We start from the raw sequence: 26048 nt of genomic DNA on the forward strand, positions 1-26048 counted from the left end.
AGACGTACGATAAAGCCTGTCAGGATCTGATGCCCAAAATTGGTCGATATGGCCATGCGCGACAGTTCAAGCGGATGCGCAAGGCGATCAAACAGGTTAAAGGCTTCTTGGGTCGCGTGGTCCGGGATCTGGAGCGCCAAGTTAAGGCATTAGGCATCCGATTGAGTGAAGTTGAACGTTCGCACGTGCTTCAGGCTAAGCGGTTACTGGAACAGACGCGGAAAAGTAAAAACAAGATTTACAGCCTGCATGAACCTGAGGTTGACTGCATTGCGAAAGGTAAAGCTCATAAACGCTATGAGTTTGGTGTCAAGGCGAGTATAGCCGTGACAGCCCGAGAGTCGTTTATCGTGGGCGCCCGCAGTTATCCGGGGAATCCGTATGATGGCCATACGCTGGCAGATCAGCTTCAGCAAGTCGAAACGTTGACGGGACGTAAACCTCAAGCATGTTATGTAGACCGAGGTTATCGTGGCTCAGGCGTGAAAGAGGTCGCGGTTTATGTTGCGGGTCAAAAACGCGGATTGCCTGAGAAAGAGAAACGTTGGTTGGCCAGGCGTAATAGCGTAGAACCGATCATTGGCCACTTGAAATCTGACGGGAAAATGCGTCGGTGTTATTTGAAAGGTAAGCTGGGTGATGCGGTTAATGTTCTGCTGACCGCCTGCGGCCAAAATCTGCGAAAGCTGCTGCGGTGGCTTTATTTTGGCCCGAAAAAGTACCGATTTTTGGCAGTGTATTTGATCGGGTTATTGGAAAGAAGAGAAATGAACGCACAGAGCCTGAGTTTGGTCCGTGCGTAAAGGGTGTTTTTCAGGGACGACTAAATATATCGGTGTTACAGAAACGGGAAATAACCTTGCTGGCGATAGCACTAAATTAAAAGAGATATTTGACGCTGATGATTTGACAGTAGCAGGCAAAACCGACGGCTACCCTTGGTGCGCCGCATTTGTATCCTTATGCGTACAAAAGCTTTGCAGACAGTCATCCTATTACACATCACTAACAGCACCAAGAGAAGCATCTGTATGGCGATTTCTCAATGTTTGGGCCAAAACAAAGGGGTGTACTATTTTTTCGCCTGACAGCGTAACTTTGCAGCCTCTTCCTGGGGATATAGTAGTTTTTACATTTTCTCATATCGGTATTGTAGAAAGTGTAAACGGTAATAAGGTTACAACCATCGAGGGCAATACTAATAGTGCTGGCAGCCGTGAGGGAAAAGAAGTTGCTAGAAAAGTGCGCTCAACTAGGATTATCAAACGATTCATTCGCCTTCCATACTCCATGGAAGGGGTTGCTCGAGCTAGCTAGAGTCTAATCACTGCTTATAAATAGGAGGGCAGCAGCCCTCCTATTTATCCTAAATCCGCAGCACTGTGCCGCTCAGGTACTTGCTCGGATGTATCGCCCCACGTGCGGTTCACCTTGCGGCCGCGAATTACCGCAGGGCGGGCGTCGATCTGTTTTGCCCAGCGGATCACGTGTGTGTATTCATCCACCGATAGAAACTCGGCCGCATCGTATAGACGACCTAACACCAACGCGCCGTACCACGGCCAGATCGCTATATCAGCGATGCTGTAGTCATCACCTGCGATGTACTCGCGTTCGGCCAGCGTTTTGTCGAGCACATCTAACTGACGCTTCACTTCCATCGTAAAGCGGTTGATCGGGTATTCGTACTTTTCAGGGGCATAGGCGTAAAAGTGGCCAAACCCGCCGCCAAGATAAGGGGCAGCACCCATCTGCCAAAACAGCCAGTTCATAACTTCGGCGCGCTTTGCTGGGTCTTTGGGCAGAAGCTCACCAAACGTATCGGCAAGATAGGTCAGGATGGAGCCGGACTCAAACACGCGGATCGGTGCGTCGCCCGAGTGATCGACTAATGCGGGGATTTTTGAGTTTGGGTTAATCTCGACAAAGCCGCTACCAAACTGATCACCATCACCAATTTTGATCAGCCACGCATCGTATTCGGCACCGCTGTGGCCAAGGGCTAGAAGCTCTTCAAGCATAATGGTGACTTTTACACCATTTGGAGTCGCCATCGAATACAACTGAATAGGGTGCTCACCCTTGGGCAAGGCTTTTTCGTGGGTCGCGCCCGAGATAGGGCGATTGATGCTGGCAAACTGGCCGCCGCTTTCGGCATCCCATGTCCAGACGTTCGGTGGCGTGTAAGTTGGATCTGACATTATGCGGCCTCCTTAATAAGCGAATAGCCGCACAGTGACACAGAGAAAGACGCTTAAAAACCGTCTTTCTCACAACAAACTGTTTACCAACAAAGCGCCGATGTAACGTTACAGCAAACGCAGTACGGGCTCTTTTAACGCCTTAAGTTGGCCGCTGAGTTCAGTTAGGTGCTCTGCCCAGTAGGCGTCGGTGTTGAACCAAGGAAACGCCGCGGGAAATGCGGGGTCTTCCCAGCGACGGGCTAACCACGCTGCATAATGCATCATGCGAAGGGTTCTGAACGTCTCGATCAGGTGCACTTCTCGCGGATCAAGGCTCGCAAACTCGTTGTATCCATCAACAATTTCGGCCAATTGAAGCTCTTGTTGGTGACGATCCCCGGATAACCACATCCAGATATCTTGAATAGCAGGTGCCATCCGCGCGTCGTCAAAGTCGACAAAGTGTGGTTTGTCATCACGCCATAAGATGTTGCCTGGGTGGCAATCGCCGTGTACGCGCTGCACAACGACGTCTCCGGCACGCTCGTACGCTCGTTGCATCTCATCTACCAGCGCGCGAGCAAGCGTTTGATAATCCGCTTTCAGTGTCTTGGGGATGGCGTGTTCGAGTAAGTAATCGATGCTGCTTAGACCAAAGGAGTCTAAGTTCAGGCTAGGGCGATGAAGAAACGGTCTGGCCTGACCAATCAGATGGATGCGCCCTAAGGTATTGCCTAAATGAAACAGGTGGTCAGGGTTATCGAGTTCTGGCGCTCGGCCGCCACGGCGCGGGAACAAAGCAAAGCGGTAGCCTTCGTGTCGAAACAGGGTAGTGGGCTCGGCCTTGTGTGCCGATAAAACCAATGGCGCTACCGCCGACACGGCTTGCTCGTTAAGCTCAGCCAAGTAGCCGTGCTCTTCGAGGATCGCTTCATCGCTCCAGCGATTGGGGCGATAAAACTTGGCGATTACCGGTTCTGATTGATCAATCCCCACTTGGTAGACGCGGTTCTCGTAGCTGTTTAAGGCCAACACACGTCCATCGACGTATAAGCCAACCGATTCCACGGCGTCCATGATGGTTTCTGGGGTCAGTTGGTAAAATTCGTGATTATTCAAGATAGGGCTCTTTTATGAGGAGTTAAGCCATTCTACCAAAATCCCCGTCGCTTGAGCACAGACCAAAGGCCTATTGGTTAGCTCTCTTGGTCTACCAACAGTAGTATCTCTTTACAGGCGGTGTCTTCCACCTTCAGCACTCTGAACAACAAGAGCAGCAAGTCGGCCGAGAACATCCCCTTGCTCACCTTACTTCGTAAGTTTTCTGGTGTAAGGTACACCCCACATTCGGCAAGATCTTTGGATAAGTCATCGTACTTAATTCCTTTAAGTACCATCGTTGATCGAACGTATCGAGATAACGCGGTTCTATAAGCCGTTAGATGGGATTTATTGTGAATGCTTTGCTCTGGCTTCATCGGGTCATCCTCTTTAATAGGGCGATCATACACAAAGAAATCTGAATAAAATAGTTACTTATTTGTTGACATTAACTCAAAATAATCTAAATTGTGACTTATAAATCACGCCAAGGAGTAGAACATGGCCTGGACTTTTGATGGAATCAAGACATTGCTGGAATCACAAAGCCTTTGGGTTGTAGAGGCCGAAGGTGACTGCCTAAGCATCTCGAACGATGAAGGTGTCGATGCGTTTTTATACGCAGGTGAGCAGCAAATCATTGTCGAGACCCCATTATTCGCGAAGCAGGATGTCACTAACCCTGCTGAACTGAACGATCTCATTTTACGAACGCACCAACTGCTTCCTTTGACGACCATCGGTATCAAAGAGATCAACGGGGAAGATTTTTACATCGCGTTTGGTTCGCTATCAGCAGACAGTAAAGATACCGTTCTAGTAGAAGAGGTAGAAACTCTGTTCCTGAACGTCGGCGAATTTATCGAACTTTATGCCCAATTTTTAAATACGGAGGCTTAATATGAGTCTTAAAAAACTATGGACAGCGATTAAGGGCGGCGTCAATGAGGCAACTGAAGCCGTCGCTGACACACAATCGATTCGAATTCTGGACCAAGAACTGCGTGAAGCGAAAGACGAGCTGATCGCCTGCGACCAGAACTTGGCGAAAATCATGGCTAAGCGCAAGCTGGCTGAGAACAAGATCAACTCTCTGAAAAGCGAAGTTGAAACCTACACCAACCATGCGATCGCTGCCTCCGAGAAAGGCGATGACGCGCTGGCGTTAGAATGCGCCGAACGCGTTGCCGACTTGGAAACCACATTGGCAACCGAGCAAAGCATTTTTGATGGCTTTATTCAGTCAGAGAAGACCCTGAAGGAAAACATCCTGAAGGCGAAAACAAACGTGCGCCGCATGGAACAGCAGATTGACCAGATCAAAGCGACTGAGTCCGTTCAGAAAGCGCAAGTGGCTGTTTCTTCCCGCCACATGGGCGCTAACAGCAAAGTGAAAACGGCGCTGGACAGCTTAGATCGCATCAAGCAGAAGCAGCAAGAAAAGGCCGCTGAACTTGAAGCCGCTGAAGAGATGGCCGCCGCCGAAAACGGCAGTGACTTGGAAGCACGCCTAAAAGCGTCTGGCATCGTTCCTGGTGGAGCGGCCTCCGGTCAGGATAAGCTGGCGCAGATCCTAGCTAAGAAAAACGCTTAATCCCGACACATCGTTGCACATCTGCAACCCATTAGGGGTGTGGATGTGCGCGTTTTTTTGTATATTACGCCTCGAACATACCTCAGGGTAAAAAAAGGGATTTTTACGTGTTCAAAAAACTCTTCAAACGAGATGATAAATCGCCCAAAAATGACGCGCCAAGCATTCTTGGCTTGCGACTGGGCTGCAGCTTCGAAGTCGATTCGTTAATGTTGCGCCTGTTGGATGATCAACTCGTCACTCATAAGATATCCCCCACACAACTGATTCAAGCGGTTGGTCTTGTTAATCTTGACGGCGTTTGGATCTATCGTTTTTACACGGACGACGAAGCCTTTCTGCAGGTTGTCTCCAACAGCAAGAACGATGAAGACGTGGTGGACGTTAAGTTGTTCCATTTCTACGATACCTTGAACATCAACAGTGATGCGCAATGGACACGTTTGTTGGTCCAAGAGATGGGCCGCCCAAGCTATGAACTGGAAGGCTATCAATATGAGCGCGTGTGGACCTCCGTTGAAGAGTATCACCCTCCCGTAGCAATGCAGGAGCGCACCTACAGTGAAGAGACGGTTGGCGTAGACCAAACGGATCAATTTACCATGCTGTTTGAGCGTCCCATTAAGGATGGCTACACGGAATCCCTCTTTCTGTCAGCTGAAGAGACCTTAGATAACGGGGATTTAACCCGCTGCCTAGTCATCAGCACCGGAATTACCTTGTCACCAGCCCAATTGACCATTCACGGTTAATTCAACATTACTGTATTAGGGAATTTTATGTTTGAGCAAACTCTTAATGGCATGGTCCATTTTTCTCTTTATTTTGGCCTAGCGTTAGTTGCGCTGGTTGTCTTCAAAGTCATCTACACACTCATCACACCGCACGACGAGTGGGACTTGATTAAAAACCACAAAAATACCGCAGCCGCCATCGGCTTTGGTGGCGGCATTGTCGGCTTCTCCTTAGCGTTAAGCGGCGTTATCAGCAACTCTGTGTCGTTAGTCGATTTCGGTATCTGGGCCGTGGTTGCTTTGGTTGCACAAAGCGTTGCGTTCGCGGTGGTTCGCTTTCTCTTTATGCCGCGCATCGTTAAACGCATCGAAGAGGGCGAAATCAGTGCAGGGGTTATGTTAGCGGCGGTTAGTATCTCTGTAGGCTTGTTGAACGCTGCCTGCATGACGTACTAAGGAGGCGGCATGAAACGCTCTAAACTGGTCGATTTACCCCGTTTCCGAAAAGCCAAAACATGGGCCTTAGCCCCACTGTCACTGGCCATCGGAGCCGCTCTGACTGGCTGCTCGGACAGCTCAGAACAAGTGAAATTTGTCACCGATGTGGATGACTGTCTTCGTAACACGTCCTTGGATCAACAATCGTGTGAGTTGGCGTACCAAAAAGCGCTTGAAGAGGCCGAAACCACATCGCCTAAATACAGCTCTCTTCGCGATTGCGAAGGCGAGTTTGGTGTCAATGGGTGCCATCAAACCACACAAGGCATGTTTGTGCCGTTTATGACGGGCTTTTTGGTCAGCTCGGCCTTAAACAGCTTTGATCGCAGCCACTACTACCACCCGGTGTATACGTATCGCTCCTCTTACGGGTCGTCACGCGTCTTATCCGATGGTACGCCACTTTACCGTGATGGTGCGATGTACACCGTGCCAAAAGACACGATGAAAAGCTCTAAACCGAAAGTGACTAAGACCATCTCACGTGGTGGCTTTGGCTCTAAGGCGTCGGCCAAATCCAGCTGGGGCTCCAGCCGCTCAAGCGGTAGCTGGGGAGGCTAAGATGTTACGCGTCCCGATTGAGCAAAGGGTACACTGGGAAACACTGGCAAAAGAGTATGGGTTTCACTTCCATACCATGTATGGCGAGCGTTATTGGGACGAGTCGGCTTACTACCAGTTTTCCCTTAAACAGATCGAAGAAGATCTGGAAGACCCAACCGAAGAGATTCATCAGATGTGCCTTCACGTTGTCGAGAAGGTCGTCCAAGATGAACAACTCATGCAGCGCTTTAGAATCCCCGAACAGCACTGGGATTTTATTCGCCGCTCTTGGCTCAATCGGGACCCGAGCCTCTATTCACGTCTGGATTTTGCCTACAACGGGAAAACCCCCGCTAAGCTGTATGAAAACAACGCGGACACCCCTACCAGCCTGTACGAAACGGGGTTTTGGCAATGGCTTTGGCTTGAGCACAACGTAAACTCAGGCAAGTTAAGCCGTCAAAGTGACCAATTCAACAGCCTTCAGGAAAAGCTGATCCGACGTTTTGCCGAACTCAAAACGCTGAACCCAGGACATGCGCTTCTCCACTTTGCCTGCTGCAAAGGCACCATTGAGGATCGAGGTACCGTTCAGTACCTTGAAGATTGTGCGGCCGAAGCCGGCATCGCCACCGAATTTGTGTTTGTCGAGGACATAGGTCGTGATGCTGATGGCCAGTTCACCGACCTGAAAGATCAGGTCATCACTTGGATCTTCAAACTCTACCCTTGGGAGTTCATGTTTGATGAGGATTACGGTGATCTACTAGGCAAGCATCCGGTCAGCTTTATCGAGCCGCCTTGGAAGAGTTTGATCTCCAATAAAGCGCTGTTGCCGATGCTCTGGAAAGAGTTTCCAAACCACCCGAATTTGCTGGCCTCCTACTTTGAGGATGAGTTTCACACAGCCGACCCTCAGCAAACGTGGGTCAAGAAACCGATCTTTTCCCGAGAAGGTGCTAACGTTTCTATCATCAAGGGCAATCAGGCCTTGATGGCATCGGATGGCCCGTACGGCGAGGAAGGCTTTATCTATCAACAGGCGAGCATGTTGCCCAAATTTGGCGACAACTACACCTTGATCGGCAGCTGGCTTGTGGATGGTGAAGCCGCCGGTATCTCGGTTCGCGAAGACGAAGGCGCCATCACACAAGACATGAGTCGATACCTACCTCATATCATTTTGGGATAAGCTAACGCCTTATGGTTATTCATAAAATACAACGTATCCTCTTTTCGCTGTTCTTCAAAGCCAACTTTTTCACGACCATTGTCGTAACGCTGGCTTACATGCTGATCAGCTATGCATTGCTATCAGCCGCCCAAGAGGATGACATCACCCATCTCGATAACTTTTTCTATTGGATGATCGTTACCGCCTCTACGGTAGGCTATGGCGACTACTCCCCAACCACCTTTATGGGGAAAATGGTCGTCAGCCTTTGGGTCATCCCTGTTGGATTGAGTATTTTTGCGTTTTTAATCGCCCGGGTCAGTTTCTACTTATCCGAATGGGCATTTAAAGGAAGAAGAGGGCTTAGGAAAGTGACAGACAGCAATCACACCGTGATCATCGGTTGGAACGACCAACGTACGGTTCGTTTGATTGAATTACTGTTGAACAAGCAAAACGGTCAACAGCGTGATGTCGTGTTATGCGTGGCGAAAGACATCGAAAACCCGATGCCCGACCGCATTGGTTTTGTGAAAGTTGAGTCTTTTTCCCATGAAGAGACCATGGCACGCGCTAACCTGAAAGACGCGGCCCGCATCATCATCGATACACCCTTGGATGACGTCACTCTGACAACGGCTCTGTACTGCCAGAAAGTCAGCCCTAAAAGCCACAAGACCGCTTACTTCCAAGACGAGTCATTAGGTGACCTTCTACTGACTCACTGCCCAGGGATCGAAATTATCCCGTCAGTCTCGGTCGAGATGCTGGCCAAATCAACGACAGACCCAGGTTCCAGTCAGTTACACAAACAGCTGCTCGACAGCACCGACGGTATGACCCAATTCAGTACGGAATACCTAGGTCAAACCATCAAGTTTGGGCACCTGTTTAATCAGATCAAAAAGGATCATAACGCGACGCTGATTGGGGTTCGTACGGAAAACCAAAAAGAGATTACGCTAAACCCACCGTTAGACGCCGATGTCTTCAGAGGCGATGTGCTCTTCTACATTGCAGAGCGTCGTATCTCAAACTTCACGGTCGCCTAATCCCTTAGCGCCTAGCCCCTTAGCTTATTCAGCTTGAGACATCTGGCGTTAAGAGGGCTGCCAGTAAGGTTGCGCGGCCCTAGATTCATCGTTGAACCTAGCCGCGCCCTTTGAAAAGGCATTGATGTGTCTGATTGTAGGGTGAGGCGCTTCTCTCGCCGTTACTGCCAACCAGTACCCCTCGTGCTGCCACACACCCGTAAGAGGGGGGCAGATCTTCGGTTCTGTTTCTACAGCACTTTTGTGACTGGCCCACTTAAACTCAGACTCTTTTGAACACCATTGGCGATAAAAAAAGCGCTCATCGTTTAGGGCTTCGGGCGTTAACGCGGCGATCTCATCATCGCTTAGGATCATCTCAAGACGCTCTCTGACGCGGATACCCGAACGATGCGCCTCGATATCAATGCCTACCGGCTGATCGCTGATCGCCAACGCCATCCAGCCAGACCGGGTGTGGGATAATGACAGATACACCTCACGCTCTGGCAGAGATGGGCCTTTTCCCTCGTCATACAGCCTTAAAGTACGCCAATCGCTTGAGCAACCGGCCTCTTGGGTGTTGGCCAACGCATAGCGCATAAAGAAACGGCTTCTTAGGTATTCGCGGTGCTTGGTCGGGTGGGTTCGTTTGGTCAGCTGGTGATGTTCGCTGGCCGAGAGATAAGGAAGCACACAATCATCGTCGTGCGCTTCCCATGCGCTGGATTCAACACTCCAGACGCATAACATCGTTTATTTCAGCATCTCGCCTTGCAGCGCAACACCCGCCATAATAGCGCCAGCGTGGCATTCGTACTGAGTATTGCTTTTGTAGGTGTTCTTTTTGTAATAGCTGGTGATGTTAGCCACCTTGGTCGCGCCTTCTGTACGGGCACGCTCTTGCAGGCTTAACAGCGCAGATAGGAACACCCAACGACAAGCGTCTTCGTCAGACTTGTTAAAAGCGTTGGTTTTTTTGTTGGTGGTGAACACGCCTAGGCTTTTACCGCCGCCGCTGCGTTGATCGCCGAAATAGAGCTTAATGGAAGGGTCCAAACGCTCTTGGAAGGTGTTCGAAGCCATCGCTTCGTCGATGGATAACAGGTGTTTTGTGTCACGACTGAAGGCATTCGGTGCAGCCAATGTGAACGATAGAGCCAATAGACAAGGGAGTAAACGCATCGTAAAAATCCTTTTTAGGTTCGATTTTGGTTACGCGCGATTATAAAGAGCCAAACAAACGTTCACAACGTAAGGTTGCATACCTTTTCGCAGACAGTAAAATCACCCGAAGATCAAAAAGACTCAAGAAAGTTCCCTGTCTGACCGAAAAAGAGAGATGGACTTTGTGATGGCTATGCCAAGGATATGAACACTGATGATCTCGTTTAACGTAGTCTCCGTTGCTTGCGTGTCGCCGGGTATCCACACCCGCGAACAATGGCAAGGGGTGTTTAACGGTCAATTGCCCGTCAGTGATACGCTGGACACGGCCTTACTCAAACCGATCCCTGCGATGCTAAGGCGCCGACTTGGCGCGTTAGGACGCTGTGCGGCGGCGGCCTTTCTGAGTCTACCTACGCAGCACACCCCAAGCCCGATCATCTACGCATCTCGACATGGCGATACGCATCTGTCGTCAAGCCTTCTTAATGGCATCGCCCAAGAGGAGCCGATGTCCCCGACGCAGTTCAGCTTAGCGGTGCACAACGCCATTGGTGGCGTGATCTCGATTGCACAAAAGAACACAGCGCCAATGACCGCCATCGCGGCCATGGAGGCCATGCCGTTACAAGCGCTGTTCGAGGCGGCGGGGCAATTAACGGAAACCGAGCGGGTCATCTGCGTCGTCTACGACCACCCGCTGCCAGAGCCATACCAAGCGTACGCCCAAAGCATTGAGCGCCCAATGGCGATCGCATTTGAGCTGGCTCGTGCTGATGACAGTACCCTCGGTGACGGCGAGGGCGTATTATCGATCCAGAGCGAGGATCGCGATAATGAAGCAGCAGCCACACAAGAGCTGTCTCTGATGGCATTTGCACAACTGCTGCTCAACGGTGGATCACATACCACCTGCATCAACCAACACACATGGACGGTACGGTTCGAGGCACTCCACTGATGGATATCATGAATAAAATAGGCCGTGCTTGGCGTTTTGTTGGCACAGCGTTGAGCTTTTTGATTTTCGGTATCGGCGGCTTAATCATCCCGCTGATTTTACCCGTTATTTATCTACTACCTGGCAACGATCAATGCCGTCGCAAACGCGGCCGCACCTTGATCCATCATGCGTTTCGTACCTACATTCGCATCATGAAAGGCCTTGGGGTTCTGACCTACGATATTGATCAGATCGATAACCTCAAAGGCGCCAAGCTGATTCTGGCCAACCACCCGTGTTTGATCGATGTGGTGTTTTTGTTGGCCTTGATCCCTAACTCCAGTTGCGTTGTGAAGGGTCGCTTACTGAAAAACCCGTTCACACGAGGCCCCGTCAAGGCCGCAGGCTACATCCTGAACGAGGAAGGCGAAGATGTGATCGGCGCGGCCTCGCGTTTATTTGAGGAAGGCCAGTCTCTGATTATTTTCCCTGAGGGCACCCGCACAACACCGGGTGAAGACCTCGCATTCAAACGCGGTGCGGCCCAAATTGCACTGAGAACAGGCGCTGATATCACCCCTGTGATCATCTCCTGTACCCCAACCACCCTGACCAAGCAGGATCGCTGGTATCACGTGCCCAAAGAGCGCGTTCACATGCACTTATGCGTGAACAAAACGCTGCCCGTGTCACCGTATCTAAACAGCCAAGCCGCCGCACCGATTCAGGCACGTCGCTTAACGTCCGATCTGCAGGGTTACTTTACCAAGGAGCTATCAAGGCATGAGCAGCCTGAATACCGAATTGAAACAACTCATTATCGACTCTCTTGATCTGGAAGACATCACACCGGACGACATCGACGATGCCGAGCCGCTGTTTGTTGAAGGATTAGGGTTGGATTCCATCGATGCTTTGGAGATTGGCCTTGCGCTGCAAAAAGCGTACGGCATCAAACTTAAAGCCGACTCGGAAGAGACCCGACAACACTTTGCCAGCATCAATGCCTTGGCCGAGCTTGTACATGCGCACAAAAGCGCCTAACCCCCGTTGAGCCGATATGAATACTGAAATTTACACCCGTGTGGTGGCCCTGTTAGAAGAGTTGTTTGAGATCGACCCATCCGAGGTCACGCCCGAGGCCAACCTGTATCAAGACCTCGACATCGACAGCATCGATGCGGTCGACTTAGTGGTTGAACTCAAGAAGATGACCGGTAAGAAGATCAAGCCGGAAGATTTCAAAAACGTTCGCACCGTCTCCGATGTCGTGAACGAAGTTGAGAAACTGATGGCCTAAGCGATGAAAGCTGCGCTTAAGATCATCATGATGATCGCCCTGATTCTTTATCCATTTTTGGTCTATGCCGGATTAACGGTATGGGACCCATTGTGGGTATTGTGCGCCGTTGTGATGGTGCTGTGCGTGCGTTTAGCACTGAAAGCAACCGTACCAGAGCGTCTTTTGATGCTCGGGGTGATCGCAGGTTTGCTGATGGTGAGCGTGTTTACCAATACGCTACTGGGCATCAAGGCGTACCCTGTACTGATGAACCTTGGCTTTTTGGGGTTGTTCGCGTTCAGTTTAATACGCCCACCCACCGTGGTGGAGCGCTTGGCGCGCCTTCAAGAGCCGGATCTGCCCGAAAGCGGGGTGCGCTATACCCGCACCGTTACACAGGTGTGGTGCGTTTTTTTCATCGTGAACGCTGCCATCTCAGCATGGACAGCGCTGTACGCCGATCAGGCGACGTGGGCGCTGTACAACGGCTTGATCGCCTACGGTTTGATGGGCACCTTGATGAGCGCTGAGTGGCTGGTACGCCGCAAAGTTAAGCAGCGCAACGCCCGCGTTTAATCAAGAACGGTTTCGCACGTATGGATACTTCGCATTTGGCCAAGCCCCTATTGATCCCGTTGTGGCAATGGGCCGAACACGCCACCCACCCTGTATTGATGGACAAAGGCCAGCCGATCACTGCAGATCAGCTTCGCCAACGCGCGGCTGATTGGGCAAAGGCGATGGCATTAACGCCCGGCGCACGGGTTGCGGTCTACCACACCGATCTTTTTGAATGCTTGGCCATCTTGATGGCCGTCTGGGCAAGCCATGCCACCGCGTGCATACCAGGGGATGCCTGCGAAGTGACTCAGCAGCGTTTAAGCCAAACGGTGGATCACTTTGTGGGGACGTTCAGCGAACACCCAAGCGCAGCGCCCAACGCGGGCGACGCTTGCGAGCCGCTGAATCACGCTTGGCCGCCTGAGTACCCAGCAATTGAGATCTACACCTCCGGCTCGACTGGCGCACCGAAACCGATCCAAAAAACCTTAGGGCAGCTCTTTGATGAGATCAAAGCGCTTGAGACCCTTTGGCCCACACACGAAGGGACGGTAGTGCTTGGCAGCGTCAGCCATCATCACTTTTATGGCTTAATGTTCCGTGTGCTGTGGCCTTTGTGCTCTAGCCGACCGATCGAACGGGCGATGTGCACTTTTACCGAGGATATCTTTCAGTGGTCTGGGCTTTACGATGAGTACCATCTGGTCTCAAGCCCAACCCACCTAAGTCGCATCAACCCAGAGCTGGATTGGCCCTCACGCCAAGGGCGTTGCTCCATGATTGTCTCGGCCGCGGCTCCGCTTACTCGGGAAGACAGCTTAAGTGCGGCGCGCTACCTTGGGTGTCCGGTCAATGAGATCTACGGCAGCTCCGAAACCGGTGCCATCGCATGGCGTGTGCAACAGGAAGAGCGCGCCGACCAACCGTGGCAACCGACCCCAGGCAGCCTCATTGATCAAGAGGACGATGGTCGTTTACGTGTGCGCGCCCCCTTCATTCGCGAAGGGGTATTGAGTTTGGCCGATCAGATTGCGTTCTGCGAAGACAGACCGCACGCCTTTACCCTGCAAGGGCGCGCAGACCGAATCGTTAAATTGGAAGGGAAGCGGATCTCGCTCACCGCGATTGAGCGCACCTTACTGGCACACCCTGAGATCGCTGAGGTCAAAGCCCTGATCCTAAAACGCAAGCGGGACGAGATCGCCATCGTCGCACAACTGACCGCAAGCGGCTTGGTCGCACTGAACGGCCAGAGCCGACGCGCGTTTACCCAGCACTTGATGCGCCCCTTGATGGATCAGTTTGAAGCGATCGCTCGACCAAGGCGCTGGCGTTTTGTGACATCGCTTCCCACAAACGAGCAGGGTAAGATCACCCAGCACGCCTTAGAGGCACTGTTTGATGGCGAGACGCCAGCCGAACCCCAATTACGCGAGGCCCTATGACCGACTTAGCCCCTGACCACTCCCGTACTTGGCCCGTGGTTACCTCCCAAAAGGTGAACGAGCACGAGGCGAACCTTCAGATCGAGATCCCAGAGGATCTGCTCTATTTCGAGGGCCACTTCGAGGGCAATCCGGTGTTGCCAGGTGTGGTTCAAACGCACTGGGCCGAACACTACGGGCGGGCGCTCCTTGGCGTAACGGGACGCTTCTCGCACTTGGAGGTGATCAAATTTCAGCGGATCATCACGCCCAACGAGCAGATCACCTTGGCACTGAGTTACAACCTTGATAAGCAAAAGCTGACCTTTAAATATCAATCAAAGGCCGGTGAGCACTCAAGTGGAAGAATCTGTTATGTCGACTGATGCGTTCAACCCCGCCATTTTAGTGCCGGTTTACAACCATGCCGAAGCGATTGGCATTACCGTAGAGCACCTAAACGCCTTTGGTTTACCCATCTGTCTTGTTGATGATGGCTCCGATGCCGACTGTGCGGCCGTGCTTAACGCCCTGGCCAATCAAAACGACGATGTGCACTTGGTCACCTTGCCGGAAAATCGCGGCAAAGGTGGCGCGGTCAAAGCAGGATTTGAAGCCTTGTTCGCCAAAGGTTTTACCCATGCCATCCAAGTCGATGCCGATGGTCAGCATAACTTAGACGACTTACCGACCCTGCTGTCGCACGCCAAAGCGGCCCCTGATGCGCTGGTGACCGGTTATCCAGTGTATGACAATTCGGTGCCCAAAGTGCGCCTGTACAGCCGATACCTGACCCATGTGTGGGTATGGATCAACACGCTGTCGTTCCACATCAAGGACACCATGTGTGGGTTTCGCGTGTACCCGCTAACGCCGGTTGTTGAGCTGATCCGCTCCGAATCCATGGGGGATCGGATGGATTTTGACCCCGAGGTGCTGGTGCGCTGGTTTTGGCGCGGACATCCGGTCATCAACTTGCCCACCAAGGTGCATTACCCATTGGATGGCGTGTCCCATTTTGATGTGTTTAAAGACAATGTGTTGATCTCATGGATGCATACGCGCTTGTTCTTTGGCATGTTGATTCGTCTGCCAAAACTCTTGGCACACAAGTGCAAGCAGTGCGGCTCATGAGTCAGTCGCGTAGCTCCCACTGGTCCAACATCGGCGAGTCCGGCACCGTGCTTGGCATGCAGATACTGCTGTGGGTGTATCGTTTGTTGGGCCGCCGCGTCTTTCGCTGGGTGCTGGCTCCGGTGATGCTCTATTACGTGACGGTGAAGCCCTCTGCAAAAGCGGCGTCTCAACAGTATCTGGATCGCATTCAAACACAACTGGACTCACCCTCGAACACTCAAGGACAGCCCCGCCTGACGCCTTTTGCCCACTTTATGTCCTTTGGGGAAACCCTCTTGGATAAGTTTTTGGCTTGGATGGGGCACATCGCCCGCGAAGATGTGATCTTCGAAAACCGTGAGCTTCTCAATCACATCGACCAAACCGGGCAGGGCGGTATCATTGTGATCTCGCACCTTGGCAACACCGAGATCTGCAGTGCGCTGGCCCACCAGCTCCCCAATATCCGCTTAACCTTGCTGGTCTATACCCAACATGCGGATAAGTTTAACTCGATGATGAAGCGGGTCAGCCCCGATGCGCAGATCAACTTTTTACAGGTCACCGATATGTCGCCGGCTACCGCGATGCTGCTGAACGAGCGAGTCGAGCAGGGCGAGTTGATCGTCATCGCGGGGGATCGAACCCCGGTCACAGGCGATGCCCGAATCAGTTACGTGGACTTTTTAGGCGAGCAAGCGCCGATGCCGCAAGGGGCGTTTATCTTGGCAAGCTTACTCAAATGCCCTGTGTACCTGATGTTCTGTTTAAAGCAGTCCAGCCGTTACCACATCTATGTAGAAACCTTTGCCGAGAAGGTCACGCTCAAGCGACAGGAGCGACAACAAGCGCTGGATAATGTGGTGCAAGACTACGCCAACCGACTGGCGTATTACTGCAAGAAAGCGCCGTTACAGTGGTTTAACTTTTACGATTTTTGGCGTCATCAATCACCGAACTCGGCCCGCGCATCTAAGGATAACGAACGATCATGATCAGCACCGAAATAACAATGGAAGTCCCATTCCACGACGTGGATATGATGGAAGTGGCATGGCATGGTCACTACGTAAAATACCTAGAGATCGCTCGTTGCGCGCTGTTGGATAAGCTCGATTACAACTACCCGCAAATGAAAGCCTCCGGCTTTGCATGGCCGGTTATTGAGTTACATGTGCGTTACGCCAAACCGCTGCGCTTTCAGCAGCAAGTGACGGTTCGTGCCACCCTGAAAGAGTGGGAAAACCGCTTAAAAGTGGATTATCAAATTCTAGATACCGCAAGCGGCAAGCGCTTAACCAAAGCGCACACGGTGCAGGTCGCGGTGGACATGAGCACTCAAGAGATGCTGTTTATGTCACCACCGGTACTGTTCGAGAAGCTCGGATTAGCGGTGCCAGAGGAAGCACAGCGATGAAAGGGGTTGTCAGTACACTGATCTTCACGCGCGCGGTTTGGGTTGCGCTGACTTGCAGCCTGTTTAGCCTTAACGCGTTGGCGGATAACCTAACCTACGCGCAGTTGGCCTCGCTCACCGCACGACCTGCCACACTCAGTGGCCAGTTTGAGCAAACCAAACACTTAGCGGCTCTAGAAACAGAGCTGACCAGCACCGGGGAGTTTGACTACACCAAAGGAAAGACGCTGAACTGGGTCACTCAAACCCCGATCCAAAGCCGAGTTGAGCTGACCCCACAGGGACTAACCACCTTCAACAGCCAAGGCCAAGATGTTACGGACCCCGCCATTCAAACGCCCCAGGTGGCGGTGTTTACTGAGCTGTTCTTTGCTCTGATGACTTCCAACTGGCAGGTATTGGAAAGCACTTTTGAGCTAAGCGGCACCACCGAAGGCCCGCAATGGCATGCGACCTTAACGCCTAAGGACCCGGTATTCGCGCAGGTGTTCAGCACACTCTCTTTATCGGGCGGCGCGTATGTGGATCAGGTCACCCTAAACGAGGTCAACGGTGACAGCACCGCCATCCGCTTTATGGATCTGACACCCAGTGAGGTCCAAAGTGAGGCCACATCACCTTGAACCAACCCCGTTCTAACCTAAGTCCTACCTCTCACGTACTGGCCCTTGTGTGGTTAGTCCTTTGGTGCGGCGTCTTGGCAGCCGCGCTGATCAGGCCACCTGCGTTCAACACGCAATTGATGGCGCTGTTACCAAGTGACCATCAAAATCCAGCCATCGAACGGGCGACTGAGCAGACGGCCAAGCGTTATGCGAATAATCTGATCTGGGTTCTGAGCCCTGCGACGGAGCACACCACTGCCGAGGTCACGGCGTTTTGGCAGAGCCTTGAAGCTCAATTAACCGCCACAGGCCTGGTGGATCAGATCCGATATGCACCCGATGTGGACCTTGCCAAAGCACAAGCGGCGGAGCAGCAATACCGATACGCACGCATCAGTCGAGATGCCCTTGCGCCCTTGATGACTCAAGAGTGGGAAACACTTCAAGAGCGCGCCCTGCAACGTCTGTTTGGCTGGATGCCCACCGGTGGCTTTGACCCCATTCAAGACCCGTTTCTACTCTCAAGCACGACGCCGCCAACGCTTACGCATCTTCAAATACACAACGGCTTACTGAGCGTAAATGCGGAGGGGGCTCGTCATTATGTGATGCAAACCCGGCTTTCTGGCTCTGCGTTTGACGCTGCGACCCAAGCCACGCTTATGCGCCTTATCACCGAGGCCAAAGCCCAAGCCGATCAGGTAGGTGGGGCTTTGCGAGTATCAGGCCTATTGCTGCATACCGCCGCCGGAACCGAGCAAGCTAAATCGGAGATCAGCAGCATCGGCGTTGGCTCCTTGGTGGGGATTCTGATTCTGAGTGTGTGGGCATTTCGCTCAATACGGCCGTTTTTGCTCTCGCTGGTGCCGACAGCCGCAGGTACGGTATTTGGCATCGGTGTGACCGCGCTGATCTTAGGCGAGATCCACCTTGTCACGCTGGCGTTTGCCGCAGGCTTAATCGGCGTATCGATCGACTACGCCCTGCATTTTCTGACCGATCGGCATCAACACACACCGGCACACACCCGTGCGCGCTTATTGCCTGGGCTGCTCTTGGGTTTGATCACCAGTGTGCTGGCCTATTCAACGCTCGGCGTTGCGCCGTTTCCAGGCCTTAAGCAGATGGCGCTTTTGTGCGTGTTTGGCTTAATCGGCGCTTGGTTAACGGTGGTGCTGTGGTATCCATACCTGACTCAATGGGGACGCTGGCAGCCTCTGAACAGCCCAGCGGCCTTGCTTCGGGCGGTAGGGCGTATGCCAAGGCTCTCGGTTAAAACGATGGGGTTGATCAGCATTGCGATGATGATTGTTACGGCGATCACGTTGGCGATGCATCCGGCCAAAGATGACTTACGCGCACTGCAAACCTCGCCCGCATCCTTGATCGAGAATGACCAAACGATTGCCCGATGGTTGGGGTTAAGCTCCGAAGCGCAATTTTTATTGGTGGAAGCCCCCGACATCGAGACCCTGTTGCAACGCGAAGAGTCGGTCGTCCCGATGCTGGATAAGGCACAGCGAGAAGGCGCATTGACCGGTTACCAGAGCCTTAGCCAATCATTGCCCTCTCAATCGCACCAAGCGGCGTTAAAAATCGCAACCGCTGCCTTGTATGTTCAGGCACTGCCTAAGCTTGCCTTAGCCCTAAAACTGACCGATCAACAACAAAGCGAAGCGATGGCAGCCTTGAATGAGGCACCTTACTTAACGCTCGATATCTGGAAAACACTTCCCAGTAGCGAGGCGTTTCGGCCGCTGTTGATCGAAACCGAACTGGGCTTTATCAGCTTAATCAAATTGCAAGCGACCACACCGCTGACACAACAAGCGGTCGCCCCGCATCTGCCTGAGGGCGTGGTTTGGGTGGACCGGGTGGACCGGATCAGTCAGCTCCTAAGCCACTACCGTACCGAGTTCAGCCTAGGGCTTTTGGTGGGTGCGATACTGATCACCTGTGTTTTAGTGGGCCGTTATCGCACCGCCAGCCCGCAGGTGCTGATTCCGGTGGTGTTATCAGTCTGTACCACACTGACCCTACTCAGCTGGTGGCTTGGACACATTAATCTGTTCCACCTAATGGCGCTCGTCTTGGTGCTGGGTATTGGATTGGATATGGGCATTTTACTCACCGAAACGCAGCAGAACGCCTACACTTGGCTGGCCGTCACACTGTCGGTCATGACCAGCGTACTGGCCTTTGGTCTGTTAGCGTTTAGCGCGACCCCCATGTTAGCGGCCTTTGGCCAAACGGTACTGCTGGGCTTATTGGCCGTGTGGTGCTTTGGATTGCTTTTACGGCGTCATGATTAAGGAGATCTATCCGTGACCCCACATAAGGATTTAACACAACCGCACGCGGACCTCGCAGCGGATGTCATCATCATTGGCGCAGGGCCTTCTGGGGCACTCTCGGCGGCGCGCTTAGTGCAAGCAGGCCATTCGGTTCTGGTGCTGGAGCGACAGCACTTTCCGCGCTTTTCGATCGGTGAAAGCTTACTGCCGCAATCGATGCAGTTTCTTGAAGAAGCCGGTATGTTGGATGCCGTGATCAAAGAAGGCTTCCAGTTCAAAAATGGCGCCGCGTTCAGTCACAAAGAGCGCTACGATTACTTTGATTTTCGGGAGAAATTCTCCGAAGGCTGGGGCACTACCTTCCAAGTGCAACGCAACCGGTTTGATCAAATTCTGGCCGATGAAGCCGCACGCTTTGGCGCCGTGATCGAATACGGCCAAACCGTCACCGCCTACCAAGAGACCGAACAGGGCGTAAGCTTAACAGTACAGGATGAAGCCGGCCTTGAGCGTACCGTCAGCGCACGCTTTGTGCTGGATGCCAGCGGCTTTGGCCGCGTACTGCCAAAACTCTTAGGCCTTGAGCGTAATTCTACTCTGGCATCACGCGCATCGCTCTTCACCCATGTGGAAGACCGCATCAGCCACCCCGACTTTGATCGGGATAAGATTCTGATTACCGTCCACCCAGAACACCCAGAGATCTGGTACTGGCTGATCCCGTTCAGTAACGGTCGTGCCTCTGTCGGTGTTGTCGTGCCGCGCGAGCATCTGGCCAACATGGAGGGGGACGAGGCCGATCAACTCAAAGCCTTGATCAAAGCCGCCGGTTGGAAGGCCGAGGTACTGGCCGATGCTGTGTTTGATACCCGCGTCGGCAAGCTTGAAAGCTACTCGTGCGATGTGACTCAGCTCTACGGCGAGCGCTTTGCACTGCTCGGCAACGCCGGCGAGTTTTTGGACCCGGTGTTCTCATCCGGTGTCACCATCGCCTTAAAATCGGCGCACTTGGCCAGCCAAGCCTTGGATAAAAACCTAAAAGGCGAAGCTGTAAATTGGGAGCAGGAGTACGCCGAGCAATTGAAGCTGGGTGTGAACACTTTCCGCGCCTTTGTGGAAGGCTGGTACAACCAAGATCTGCAAACCGTGATCTTTACCCAAGACAAAAGCGAGCAGATCAAACGCATGATCAGCTCTATCTTGGCAGGCTATGCGTGGGACACCGGCAACCCGTATGTTGCCTCGCCCAAGCGGTTAGCCACCTTGGCACGACTGTGTGAACAAGCCGAGGTTACGGCGTGATTCGAGCGTTTCTGGCGATCCTAATGCTGGCAACGCTTGCTGGCTGCAGCGTGCTTAAAGGCCCAACCAAGCCCGTGCCTCCATTGGCGTGGTTATCGCCCGCCGATGGGCCGCACCCAGCGCTTTTGAAGCAAAAACTGACGCTCAGTGTACACGGCCAGCAAAAAGAGATGATCGCCATCACCCGATTAACCGCTTCGGCCGTCACGATGGCGGGCTTAACGCCCACGGGGCAAACCTTGGTGCAGATACGTTACGATGCCAATGGCTTTGCTTCCACCCCAGCAGCATCGCCCCAGTTGCCAAGTGACGCTATACTTTCGCTTTTGCAGTGGGCCTTATGGCCTGAGCACGCGCTTTACGACGCTTATCCAGCCAACTCAGGCTGGGCTGTGATGATCGATAAGGGGAGCCGAAACCTGTCGTATCAAGGACAAGCCATCCTTCGCATGCGCCAGATCAATGCCGAGCGCATCGAGATCGATCACCTAAGCGCGGGCTATACCGTCCGTATTGAACCGTTGGAGTCTTCACAATGAGCACGCCTTGTTACCTGAATAACATGGGGATGATCTGTTCAGCAGGTGCCGATGCAGCGGCGTTTGCCGATACGCTCTTGTTGGAGCCTTCGTTACCACAGTGCGAATACCTGAAAGATCACCCTTTACCGCTTGGCCGTATGCCAGAGCCACTGCCGGCGTTGCCCACTCACGATGCCAAATGGGATACCCGCAATAACCGTGCGGCTTTCCATGCCCTAGCGCCGTTAAGAGCCGACCTTGATGGCTTAATTGAGCGATTGGGTGCGCATCGCATCGGTGTGGTAATCGGTACCAGTACCTCGGGCATTGCCGAAAGTGAAGAAGGGCATGCAGCTCTGGCAAAAGAGGGCTCTTTCCCAGCCTCTTTCCATTACTCCACACAAGAGATGGGCGCGACGGCGCAGTTCATTGCTCAGGAGCTTGGGGTCAAAGGCCCTGTGTTTGGCATCTCCACCGCGTGTTCATCCGGTGCCAAAGCGATTGCCAGTGCGCGCCGTCTGATCCGAGCTAACCTGTGCGATGTGGTGATCGCAGGGGGCGTCGATACCTTGTGCCAGCTGACCGTTCAAGGGTTTTCCTCATTAGAGGCGGTCAGCGATGCGCCTTGCCGTCCGTTCGATCAAGATCGATGCGGCATCAACATTGGTGAAGCCGCGGCGCTCTTTATCGTGTCCAAAGAGCCACACGGGGTCGCCATTTTGGGCGTTGGCGAGAGCAGCGATGCGCATCATATCTCCGCCCCAGACCCACAAGGGCACGGCGCGCGCACCTGTATGGAACAGGCGCTAGCGGATGCCAACTGCCGTGCCGATGAGGTCGGGTATGTTAATTTACACGGCACCGCCACACCCCTGAATGATCAGATGGAAGCGCGCGCGATGGCGGCGGTGTTTCCGCCAAGCACCCCTTGTAGCTCTACAAAGCCCTACACAGGCCATACCTTGGGTGCGGCAGGCGCTCTAGAGGCTGCGCTGTGTTATTTACTCCTGACCGATCAACTGCGCGAAGTGCCTCAACAAGCGAAGCTCGATACGCCCGACCCTGAGTTGCCAACGCTCAACTGGGTACAAACGCATCTGCCGACACAGAGCGTCGATACAGTGCTCAGTAACTCCTATGCGTTTGGTGGCAACAACATCGCCTTACTCTTGGGGCGTGTACAATGAGCTACACGATTGATCAATTAGTCCCGCACAGCGGGCGCATGAGTCTGCTCGAGCAATTACTAGGTTACGGTGACGAGCACCTAGAAGCGGGCCTTACCATCCACAATGACACCGTGTTTGTTACAGAACAGGGCGTCCCTGCGTGGATTGGCATCGAGTATCTTGCCCAAGCGATTGGGGCGTTTGCGGGGCTTCAAGAGCGCCTTAAGGGCGGTGAGCCTAAAATCGGTTTTTTGGTGGGTACCCGCAAGTACGATTGCAACGTGGAGTGGTTTCCCAAAGGGGCTGAGCTTCGCATCCGCGCCGAGCGCGAGATGATCGCCGATAACGGCCTGAGCGTCTTTCAGTGCGAATTAAGCGGGCGACTGCCCGAGGACACCGAACCAAGTATCCACGCCAGTGCTCGGCTTAACGTCTATCAACCCGATGACGTTGCCGAGTATATGAACAGTGTAAAAGCGCAGTAAGCGCCAACGATAGAGATCTTTATGGACGCATCGACAAAAGGAACCGTGCTGGTCACAGGTTCCAGCCGAGGCATCGGCAAAGCCATCGCACTGCGCTTGGCCAACGATGGCTTTGATTTGGTATTGCATTGCCGCTCTGGCCACGACGAAGCCGAGCAGACCGCGCAAGAGATCGCGGCGCTTGGGCGTACCGCACGCATTCTGCAATTTGACGTTGCGGAGAGAGACACCGCGCAAGCGATCATCGAAGAGGACATCGAAACCCACGGCGCCTATTACGGGGTGGTGTGTAACGCCGGCATCAGCCGTGATAACGCCTTCCCTGCGATGCCTGCCGAAGATTGGGACGCGGTACTGCGCACCAATCTGGATGGCTTCTATAATGTGCTGCACCCCGTGATCATGCCGATGGTGCGCCGTCGCAAACCCGGCCGCATTGTGACCCTGTCTTCCGTGTCTGGTGAGATGGGTAACCGTGGGCAGGTCAACTACAGTGCCGCCAAAGCAGGCATCATCGGCGCGACCAAAGCGCTGGCAGTGGAGTTGGCCAAACGCAAGATCACCGTTAACTGTGTGGCCCCTGGGTTTATCGAAACCGACATGACCGAGCATCTGATCATGGAGGAAGCGATGAAGATGATCCCGATGCAGCGCGCAGGGCAGGCGAGTGAAGTCGCCGGTACAGTGAGTTTTTTAATGTCAGACGATGCCGCTTACATCACTCGTCAGGTGATTTCCGTAAACGGCGGCATGTTCTGATCCAACACGATAGAAGCTTATGAAACGAGTTGTAGTTACAGGGATGGCGGGCTACTCGCCGATCGGCCACGACTGGCCCACCATCCGTGATCGTCTAAGCCGCCTTGATACGGGCGTTGAATACATCCAAGAATGGGACGCCTACGACGGCCTTAACACCCGCTTGGGTGCGCCAGTAAACGACTTTGTGATGCCTAAGCATTACTCACGTAAAGCGCTGCGCAGCATGGGACTGGTGGCGCAGTACGCCGTTGCCGCCACCGAGCGCGCGCTGGCGGATGCCAATCTGCTGGATCACCCGATCTTAACCAGCGGCAAGACCGGCGTGTCCTATGGCTCCTCCTCGGGCGATACCAAGTCCTTTGGGGAGTTTGGCAACATGATTCTGAACGAGTCGTCCGATGGGCTAAACGCCAACTCCTACATCCGCATGATGGCGCATACGGCCCCGGTGAATATTGGCGTCCACTTTGGTCTGACAGGACGTGTTGTGACCACCTCCAGTGCCTGTACATCGGGCAGTCAGGGGATTGGTTCGGCCTATGAGTTGATCCGCTTTGGCAAACAAACCGTGATGGTCGCAGGTGGCTGTGAAGCCCTGTGTGCAACCCAAGCCGCGGTGTTTGATACCCTGTATGCGACCAGTGTGATGAACGAGCACCCAGAGCGCTCGCCACGTCCGTTTGATGCCGCACGGGATGGTTTGGTAATCGGTGAAGGCGCAGGGACTCTGATTTTAGAGGAACTTGAGCACGCTAAAGCCCGTGGCGCTCATATCTATGCGGAACTGGTGGGCTATGGCTCCAACTCCGACGGTACGCATGTGACTCAGCCTTCGGCGGCAACCATGGAGCAAGCGATCCGTTTATCCTTGGAAGACGCGGGCGTATCGGCCGATCAGATCGGCTACGTGAGCGCCCACGGCACGGCAACCGCACGAGGCGATGTCGCAGAATCCACCGCAACGGCCAATGTCTTTGGCAACACGACACCGATCAGCTCCTTCAAAAGCTTCACAGGCCACACGCTTGGAGCGTGCGGCGCGTTAGAGGCATGGGTCGCGATCGAGATGATGCGAGAGGGCTGGTTCCACGCCACCGCCAACCTAGAAACGGTTGACGAGGCGTGTGGAGATCTGGACTACATTCAGCACGAAGGCCGCCACATCACGACCGATTATGTGATGAGCAACAACTTCGCCTTTGGCGGGATCAACACCTCGTTGATCTTCAAACGCTGGGAAGGCTGATTCCGATTAGGCCGCGGATTGAGCGGCCTGTTTCTCTTTGCGCTGCCACGCGCTGTTTACCCAAAGGGATGCCATAATCACGGCACCGCCAATCAACAGGCGCACAAGGTCGGCATCGCGGTTCCAAATCAAAACATTAATGATCAAACCGGCCGGTATCAGCGCATTGTTCATAATGCCTAAGGTGCCTGCATCCACCTTAGTGGCCCCCACATTCCAGAAATAGAAACCAAGACCCGATGCGGCGATACCAAGCCATGCTAATACGCCCCAATGCGTTGGCGTCGACGGGAGTTTTTCGGGGTTACCGAGCAGCACAAACGCGGGAAGCACCACCAGCAATGCGCCTAAAAAGAACAGCGCAAAGCTCTTGTAGAGCGGTGCATTCGGCTTAAAGCGATCCACCAAGCGTGCGTAACCCACTTGACCCATCGCAAAGGTGAGGTTGGCCAACTGTAAGATCAAAAAGCCCAGCACAAAATCGTCACTGACCGAATCGTAGCGGATAATCGCCGCACCGATCACGGCAATGGCGGTGGACACTAACGCCGCACTAGAGAAGCGACGTACCAAAAGATCATTGATCAACGACACATACAAAGGCGTGAAGATCGTAAAGAGCAGCACCTCAGGGACGGATAAAAACTCAAACGAGCGATACAAACACACATAGGTCACGCCAAATTGCAGCGCGCCAACGCCCATTACGCCCAATACGAATGTAGGTTTGAGTCCCGAGAAGCGCAGAAACGGTAAAAACAGCAAGCCTGCCAGTACGATGCGGGTTAACACCGCAAAGTAACTGTCGACCTGGCCTGCCAGATACACCCCAATCAAACTAAACGAAAAAGCCCAAAGCAGGGTAACGCCAACCAGATAGATCAAAGTGAGTCCTT

32 protein-coding genes and 1 pseudogene are annotated in these 26048 nt (G+C 53.2%); 27 read left to right on the forward strand and 6 right to left on the reverse strand.

The genetic code is table 11. The annotated features are described in order from the left end of the window. Both ACXAF9_RS11350 and ACXAF9_RS11355 read left to right on the forward strand, forming a co-directional pair. Positions 1-714, forward strand: a pseudogene (locus ACXAF9_RS11350) (IS5 family transposase); the annotation flags it as partial. A gap of 81 nt (positions 715-795) precedes the next feature. Beyond that, a complete protein-coding gene (locus tag ACXAF9_RS11355) occupies positions 796-1317 on the forward strand; it encodes a CHAP domain-containing protein (protein WP_475074161.1) in 522 nt (173 codons plus the stop codon). A gap of 44 nt (positions 1318-1361) precedes the next feature. On the opposite strand, the gene yghU is transcribed toward ACXAF9_RS11355, so the two are convergent. From yghU to ACXAF9_RS11370, 3 genes are all read right to left on the reverse strand, one after another. After that, positions 1362-2201: a glutathione-dependent disulfide-bond oxidoreductase gene (yghU, locus tag ACXAF9_RS11360; protein ID WP_475074165.1), complete on the reverse strand. Its 840-nt coding sequence runs from the start codon at positions 2199-2201 to the stop codon at positions 1362-1364. Between the two features lie 108 nt (positions 2202-2309). Beyond that, complete coding sequence (locus tag ACXAF9_RS11365) at positions 2310-3302, reverse strand: serine/threonine protein kinase (RefSeq protein WP_475074168.1); 993 nt, start codon at positions 3300-3302, stop codon at positions 2310-2312. A gap of 77 nt (positions 3303-3379) precedes the next feature. Beyond that, on the reverse strand, positions 3380-3694 hold the full coding sequence (locus tag ACXAF9_RS11370; RefSeq protein ID WP_475074170.1) for a DUF6471 domain-containing protein: 315 nt from the start codon (positions 3692-3694) through the stop codon (positions 3380-3382). Between the two features lie 91 nt (positions 3695-3785). On the opposite strand from ACXAF9_RS11370, the gene ACXAF9_RS11375 reads away from it, so the two are divergent. From ACXAF9_RS11375 to ACXAF9_RS11405, 7 genes are all read left to right on the forward strand, one after another. Next, positions 3786-4184, forward strand: coding sequence for a DUF2170 family protein (locus ACXAF9_RS11375; RefSeq protein ID WP_475074172.1), 399 nt, complete (start codon positions 3786-3788; stop codon positions 4182-4184). Position 4185: 1 nt separating this feature from the next. Further along, entirely contained in the window at positions 4186-4878 is a 693-nt protein-coding gene (locus ACXAF9_RS11380) for a PspA/IM30 family protein (RefSeq protein WP_475074174.1), read from the forward strand. Between the two features lie 107 nt (positions 4879-4985). Continuing rightward, positions 4986-5630: a YjfK family protein gene (locus ACXAF9_RS11385; RefSeq protein WP_475074177.1), complete on the forward strand. Its 645-nt coding sequence runs from the start codon at positions 4986-4988 to the stop codon at positions 5628-5630. 27 nt (positions 5631-5657) lie between these two features. After that, positions 5658-6068 carry a DUF350 domain-containing protein gene (locus ACXAF9_RS11390; protein ID WP_475074180.1) on the forward strand — a complete coding sequence of 137 codons (411 nt, stop codon included), beginning with the start codon at positions 5658-5660 and terminating at the stop codon, positions 6066-6068. Between the two features lie 9 nt (positions 6069-6077). Beyond that, the gene (locus ACXAF9_RS11395) at positions 6078-6671 is read left to right on the forward strand and encodes a DUF1190 domain-containing protein (protein WP_475074183.1); all 594 of its coding nucleotides are present in this window, start codon (positions 6078-6080) and stop codon (positions 6669-6671) included. Between the two features lies 1 nt (position 6672). Continuing rightward, a complete protein-coding gene (locus tag ACXAF9_RS11400) occupies positions 6673-7845 on the forward strand; it encodes a glutathionylspermidine synthase family protein (protein ID WP_475074186.1) in 1173 nt (390 codons plus the stop codon). Between the two features lie 11 nt (positions 7846-7856). Further along, on the forward strand, positions 7857-8879 hold the full coding sequence (locus tag ACXAF9_RS11405) for an ion channel (protein WP_475074188.1): 1023 nt from the start codon (positions 7857-7859) through the stop codon (positions 8877-8879). A gap of 48 nt (positions 8880-8927) precedes the next feature. On the opposite strand, the gene ACXAF9_RS11410 is transcribed toward ACXAF9_RS11405, so the two are convergent. Both ACXAF9_RS11410 and ACXAF9_RS11415 read right to left on the reverse strand, forming a co-directional pair. Further along, a complete protein-coding gene (locus ACXAF9_RS11410) occupies positions 8928-9611 on the reverse strand; it encodes a 4'-phosphopantetheinyl transferase family protein (RefSeq protein WP_475074190.1) in 684 nt (227 codons plus the stop codon). A 3-nt stretch (positions 9612-9614) separates the two neighbouring features. Further along, positions 9615-10043 carry an excinuclease ATPase subunit gene (locus tag ACXAF9_RS11415; RefSeq protein ID WP_475074192.1) on the reverse strand — a complete coding sequence of 143 codons (429 nt, stop codon included), beginning with the start codon at positions 10041-10043 and terminating at the stop codon, positions 9615-9617. Between the two features lie 196 nt (positions 10044-10239). On the opposite strand from ACXAF9_RS11415, the gene ACXAF9_RS11420 reads away from it, so the two are divergent. Genes ACXAF9_RS11420 through ACXAF9_RS11505 form a run of 18 tightly spaced genes read left to right on the forward strand, consistent with a single transcriptional unit; the run spans position 10240 to position 25152 of the window. Next, on the forward strand, positions 10240-10986 hold the full coding sequence (locus tag ACXAF9_RS11420) for a beta-ketoacyl synthase chain length factor (protein WP_475074194.1): 747 nt from the start codon (positions 10240-10242) through the stop codon (positions 10984-10986). Beyond that, complete coding sequence (locus ACXAF9_RS11425; RefSeq protein ID WP_475074196.1) at positions 10986-11801, forward strand: lysophospholipid acyltransferase family protein; 816 nt, start codon at positions 10986-10988, stop codon at positions 11799-11801. Before ACXAF9_RS11420 ends, ACXAF9_RS11425 begins: the two co-directional genes overlap by 1 nt. Beyond that, positions 11752-12012, forward strand: coding sequence for a phosphopantetheine-binding protein (locus ACXAF9_RS11430; protein ID WP_475074199.1), 261 nt, complete (start codon positions 11752-11754; stop codon positions 12010-12012). The genes ACXAF9_RS11425 and ACXAF9_RS11430 overlap by 50 nt, the downstream gene beginning before the upstream one ends. Before the next feature lie 16 nt (positions 12013-12028). Next, positions 12029-12268, forward strand: a complete 240-nt coding sequence (locus ACXAF9_RS11435) for an acyl carrier protein (RefSeq protein ID WP_475074200.1) — start codon at positions 12029-12031, stop codon at positions 12266-12268. Between the two features lie 3 nt (positions 12269-12271). Continuing rightward, positions 12272-12826: a COG4648 family protein gene (locus ACXAF9_RS11440; protein WP_475074202.1), complete on the forward strand. Its 555-nt coding sequence runs from the start codon at positions 12272-12274 to the stop codon at positions 12824-12826. A gap of 20 nt (positions 12827-12846) precedes the next feature. Continuing rightward, complete coding sequence (locus tag ACXAF9_RS11445; RefSeq protein ID WP_475074204.1) at positions 12847-14256, forward strand: AMP-binding protein; 1410 nt, start codon at positions 12847-12849, stop codon at positions 14254-14256. Continuing rightward, the gene (locus ACXAF9_RS11450; RefSeq protein ID WP_475074206.1) at positions 14253-14621 is read left to right on the forward strand and encodes an ApeI family dehydratase; all 369 of its coding nucleotides are present in this window, start codon (positions 14253-14255) and stop codon (positions 14619-14621) included. Before ACXAF9_RS11445 ends, ACXAF9_RS11450 begins: the two co-directional genes overlap by 4 nt. Further along, positions 14611-15369, forward strand: coding sequence for a glycosyltransferase family 2 protein (locus ACXAF9_RS11455; RefSeq protein WP_475074208.1), 759 nt, complete (start codon positions 14611-14613; stop codon positions 15367-15369). Before ACXAF9_RS11450 ends, ACXAF9_RS11455 begins: the two co-directional genes overlap by 11 nt. Further along, positions 15366-16346 (forward strand): LpxL/LpxP family acyltransferase, encoded by a 981-nt coding sequence (locus ACXAF9_RS11460; RefSeq protein WP_475074210.1) that lies wholly within the window; start codon positions 15366-15368, stop codon positions 16344-16346. Before ACXAF9_RS11455 ends, ACXAF9_RS11460 begins: the two co-directional genes overlap by 4 nt. Further along, positions 16343-16768 (forward strand): acyl-CoA thioesterase, encoded by a 426-nt coding sequence (locus ACXAF9_RS11465; RefSeq protein WP_475074212.1) that lies wholly within the window; start codon positions 16343-16345, stop codon positions 16766-16768. Before ACXAF9_RS11460 ends, ACXAF9_RS11465 begins: the two co-directional genes overlap by 4 nt. Beyond that, on the forward strand, positions 16765-17391 hold the full coding sequence (locus tag ACXAF9_RS11470; RefSeq protein WP_475074214.1) for an outer membrane lipoprotein carrier protein LolA: 627 nt from the start codon (positions 16765-16767) through the stop codon (positions 17389-17391). The genes ACXAF9_RS11465 and ACXAF9_RS11470 overlap by 4 nt, the downstream gene beginning before the upstream one ends. Then, a complete protein-coding gene (locus tag ACXAF9_RS11475; RefSeq protein WP_475074216.1) occupies positions 17388-19685 on the forward strand; it encodes an MMPL family transporter in 2298 nt (765 codons plus the stop codon). The genes ACXAF9_RS11470 and ACXAF9_RS11475 overlap by 4 nt, the downstream gene beginning before the upstream one ends. A gap of 12 nt (positions 19686-19697) precedes the next feature. Then, entirely contained in the window at positions 19698-20969 is a 1272-nt protein-coding gene (locus ACXAF9_RS11480; protein ID WP_475074218.1) for an NAD(P)/FAD-dependent oxidoreductase, read from the forward strand. Continuing rightward, the gene (locus tag ACXAF9_RS11485) at positions 20966-21508 is read left to right on the forward strand and encodes a DUF3261 domain-containing protein (protein ID WP_475074220.1); all 543 of its coding nucleotides are present in this window, start codon (positions 20966-20968) and stop codon (positions 21506-21508) included. Before ACXAF9_RS11480 ends, ACXAF9_RS11485 begins: the two co-directional genes overlap by 4 nt. Then, on the forward strand, positions 21505-22677 hold the full coding sequence (locus tag ACXAF9_RS11490) for a beta-ketoacyl-ACP synthase (RefSeq protein WP_475074222.1): 1173 nt from the start codon (positions 21505-21507) through the stop codon (positions 22675-22677). Before ACXAF9_RS11485 ends, ACXAF9_RS11490 begins: the two co-directional genes overlap by 4 nt. After that, complete coding sequence (locus tag ACXAF9_RS11495; RefSeq protein ID WP_475074224.1) at positions 22674-23144, forward strand: hotdog family protein; 471 nt, start codon at positions 22674-22676, stop codon at positions 23142-23144. The genes ACXAF9_RS11490 and ACXAF9_RS11495 overlap by 4 nt, the downstream gene beginning before the upstream one ends. A gap of 21 nt (positions 23145-23165) precedes the next feature. After that, positions 23166-23903 carry a 3-ketoacyl-ACP reductase FabG2 gene (locus ACXAF9_RS11500; protein ID WP_475074227.1) on the forward strand — a complete coding sequence of 246 codons (738 nt, stop codon included), beginning with the start codon at positions 23166-23168 and terminating at the stop codon, positions 23901-23903. A gap of 19 nt (positions 23904-23922) precedes the next feature. Continuing rightward, positions 23923-25152, forward strand: a complete 1230-nt coding sequence (locus tag ACXAF9_RS11505; protein ID WP_475074229.1) for a beta-ketoacyl-ACP synthase — start codon at positions 23923-23925, stop codon at positions 25150-25152. Positions 25153-25158: 6 nt separating this feature from the next. Here the strand turns inward: ACXAF9_RS11505 and ACXAF9_RS11510 are convergent, their stop codons facing one another. Continuing rightward, positions 25159-26037 (reverse strand): EamA family transporter, encoded by an 879-nt coding sequence (locus tag ACXAF9_RS11510; protein ID WP_475074231.1) that lies wholly within the window; start codon positions 26035-26037, stop codon positions 25159-25161. Between the last annotated feature and the right edge of the window lie 11 nt (positions 26038-26048).

The organism is Neptunomonas sp. ABH4_499, from assembly GCF_056160565.1.

Coding starts and splice junctions, on each gene's coding strand:
- ACXAF9_RS11465 (WP_475074212.1), top strand. CDS start 16,343: ATGATCAGCACCGAAATAACAATGGAAGTCCCATTCCACGACGTGGAT.
- ACXAF9_RS11445 (WP_475074204.1), top strand. CDS start 12,847: ATGGATACTTCGCATTTGGCCAAGCCCCTATTGATCCCGTTGTGGCAA.
- ACXAF9_RS11470 (WP_475074214.1), top strand. CDS start 16,765: ATGAAAGGGGTTGTCAGTACACTGATCTTCACGCGCGCGGTTTGGGTT.
- ACXAF9_RS11500 (WP_475074227.1), top strand. CDS start 23,166: ATGGACGCATCGACAAAAGGAACCGTGCTGGTCACAGGTTCCAGCCGA.
- ACXAF9_RS11375 (WP_475074172.1), top strand. CDS start 3,786: ATGGCCTGGACTTTTGATGGAATCAAGACATTGCTGGAATCACAAAGC.
- ACXAF9_RS11425 (WP_475074196.1), top strand. CDS start 10,986: ATGGATATCATGAATAAAATAGGCCGTGCTTGGCGTTTTGTTGGCACA.
- ACXAF9_RS11380 (WP_475074174.1), top strand. CDS start 4,186: ATGAGTCTTAAAAAACTATGGACAGCGATTAAGGGCGGCGTCAATGAG.
- ACXAF9_RS11390 (WP_475074180.1), top strand. CDS start 5,658: ATGTTTGAGCAAACTCTTAATGGCATGGTCCATTTTTCTCTTTATTTT.
- ACXAF9_RS11415 (WP_475074192.1), bottom strand. CDS start 10,043: ATGCGTTTACTCCCTTGTCTATTGGCTCTATCGTTCACATTGGCTGCA.
- ACXAF9_RS11495 (WP_475074224.1), top strand. CDS start 22,674: ATGAGCTACACGATTGATCAATTAGTCCCGCACAGCGGGCGCATGAGT.
- ACXAF9_RS11410 (WP_475074190.1), bottom strand. CDS start 9,611: ATGTTATGCGTCTGGAGTGTTGAATCCAGCGCATGGGAAGCGCACGAC.
- ACXAF9_RS11430 (WP_475074199.1), top strand. CDS start 11,752: ATGAGCAGCCTGAATACCGAATTGAAACAACTCATTATCGACTCTCTT.
- ACXAF9_RS11395 (WP_475074183.1), top strand. CDS start 6,078: ATGAAACGCTCTAAACTGGTCGATTTACCCCGTTTCCGAAAAGCCAAA.
- ACXAF9_RS11420 (WP_475074194.1), top strand. CDS start 10,240: ATGATCTCGTTTAACGTAGTCTCCGTTGCTTGCGTGTCGCCGGGTATC.
- ACXAF9_RS11400 (WP_475074186.1), top strand. CDS start 6,673: ATGTTACGCGTCCCGATTGAGCAAAGGGTACACTGGGAAACACTGGCA.
- ACXAF9_RS11490 (WP_475074222.1), top strand. CDS start 21,505: ATGAGCACGCCTTGTTACCTGAATAACATGGGGATGATCTGTTCAGCA.
- ACXAF9_RS11505 (WP_475074229.1), top strand. CDS start 23,923: ATGAAACGAGTTGTAGTTACAGGGATGGCGGGCTACTCGCCGATCGGC.
- ACXAF9_RS11405 (WP_475074188.1), top strand. CDS start 7,857: ATGGTTATTCATAAAATACAACGTATCCTCTTTTCGCTGTTCTTCAAA.
- ACXAF9_RS11450 (WP_475074206.1), top strand. CDS start 14,253: ATGACCGACTTAGCCCCTGACCACTCCCGTACTTGGCCCGTGGTTACC.
- ACXAF9_RS11435 (WP_475074200.1), top strand. CDS start 12,029: ATGAATACTGAAATTTACACCCGTGTGGTGGCCCTGTTAGAAGAGTTG.
- ACXAF9_RS11440 (WP_475074202.1), top strand. CDS start 12,272: ATGAAAGCTGCGCTTAAGATCATCATGATGATCGCCCTGATTCTTTAT.
- ACXAF9_RS11460 (WP_475074210.1), top strand. CDS start 15,366: ATGAGTCAGTCGCGTAGCTCCCACTGGTCCAACATCGGCGAGTCCGGC.
- ACXAF9_RS11455 (WP_475074208.1), top strand. CDS start 14,611: ATGTCGACTGATGCGTTCAACCCCGCCATTTTAGTGCCGGTTTACAAC.
- yghU (WP_475074165.1), bottom strand. CDS start 2,201: ATGTCAGATCCAACTTACACGCCACCGAACGTCTGGACATGGGATGCC.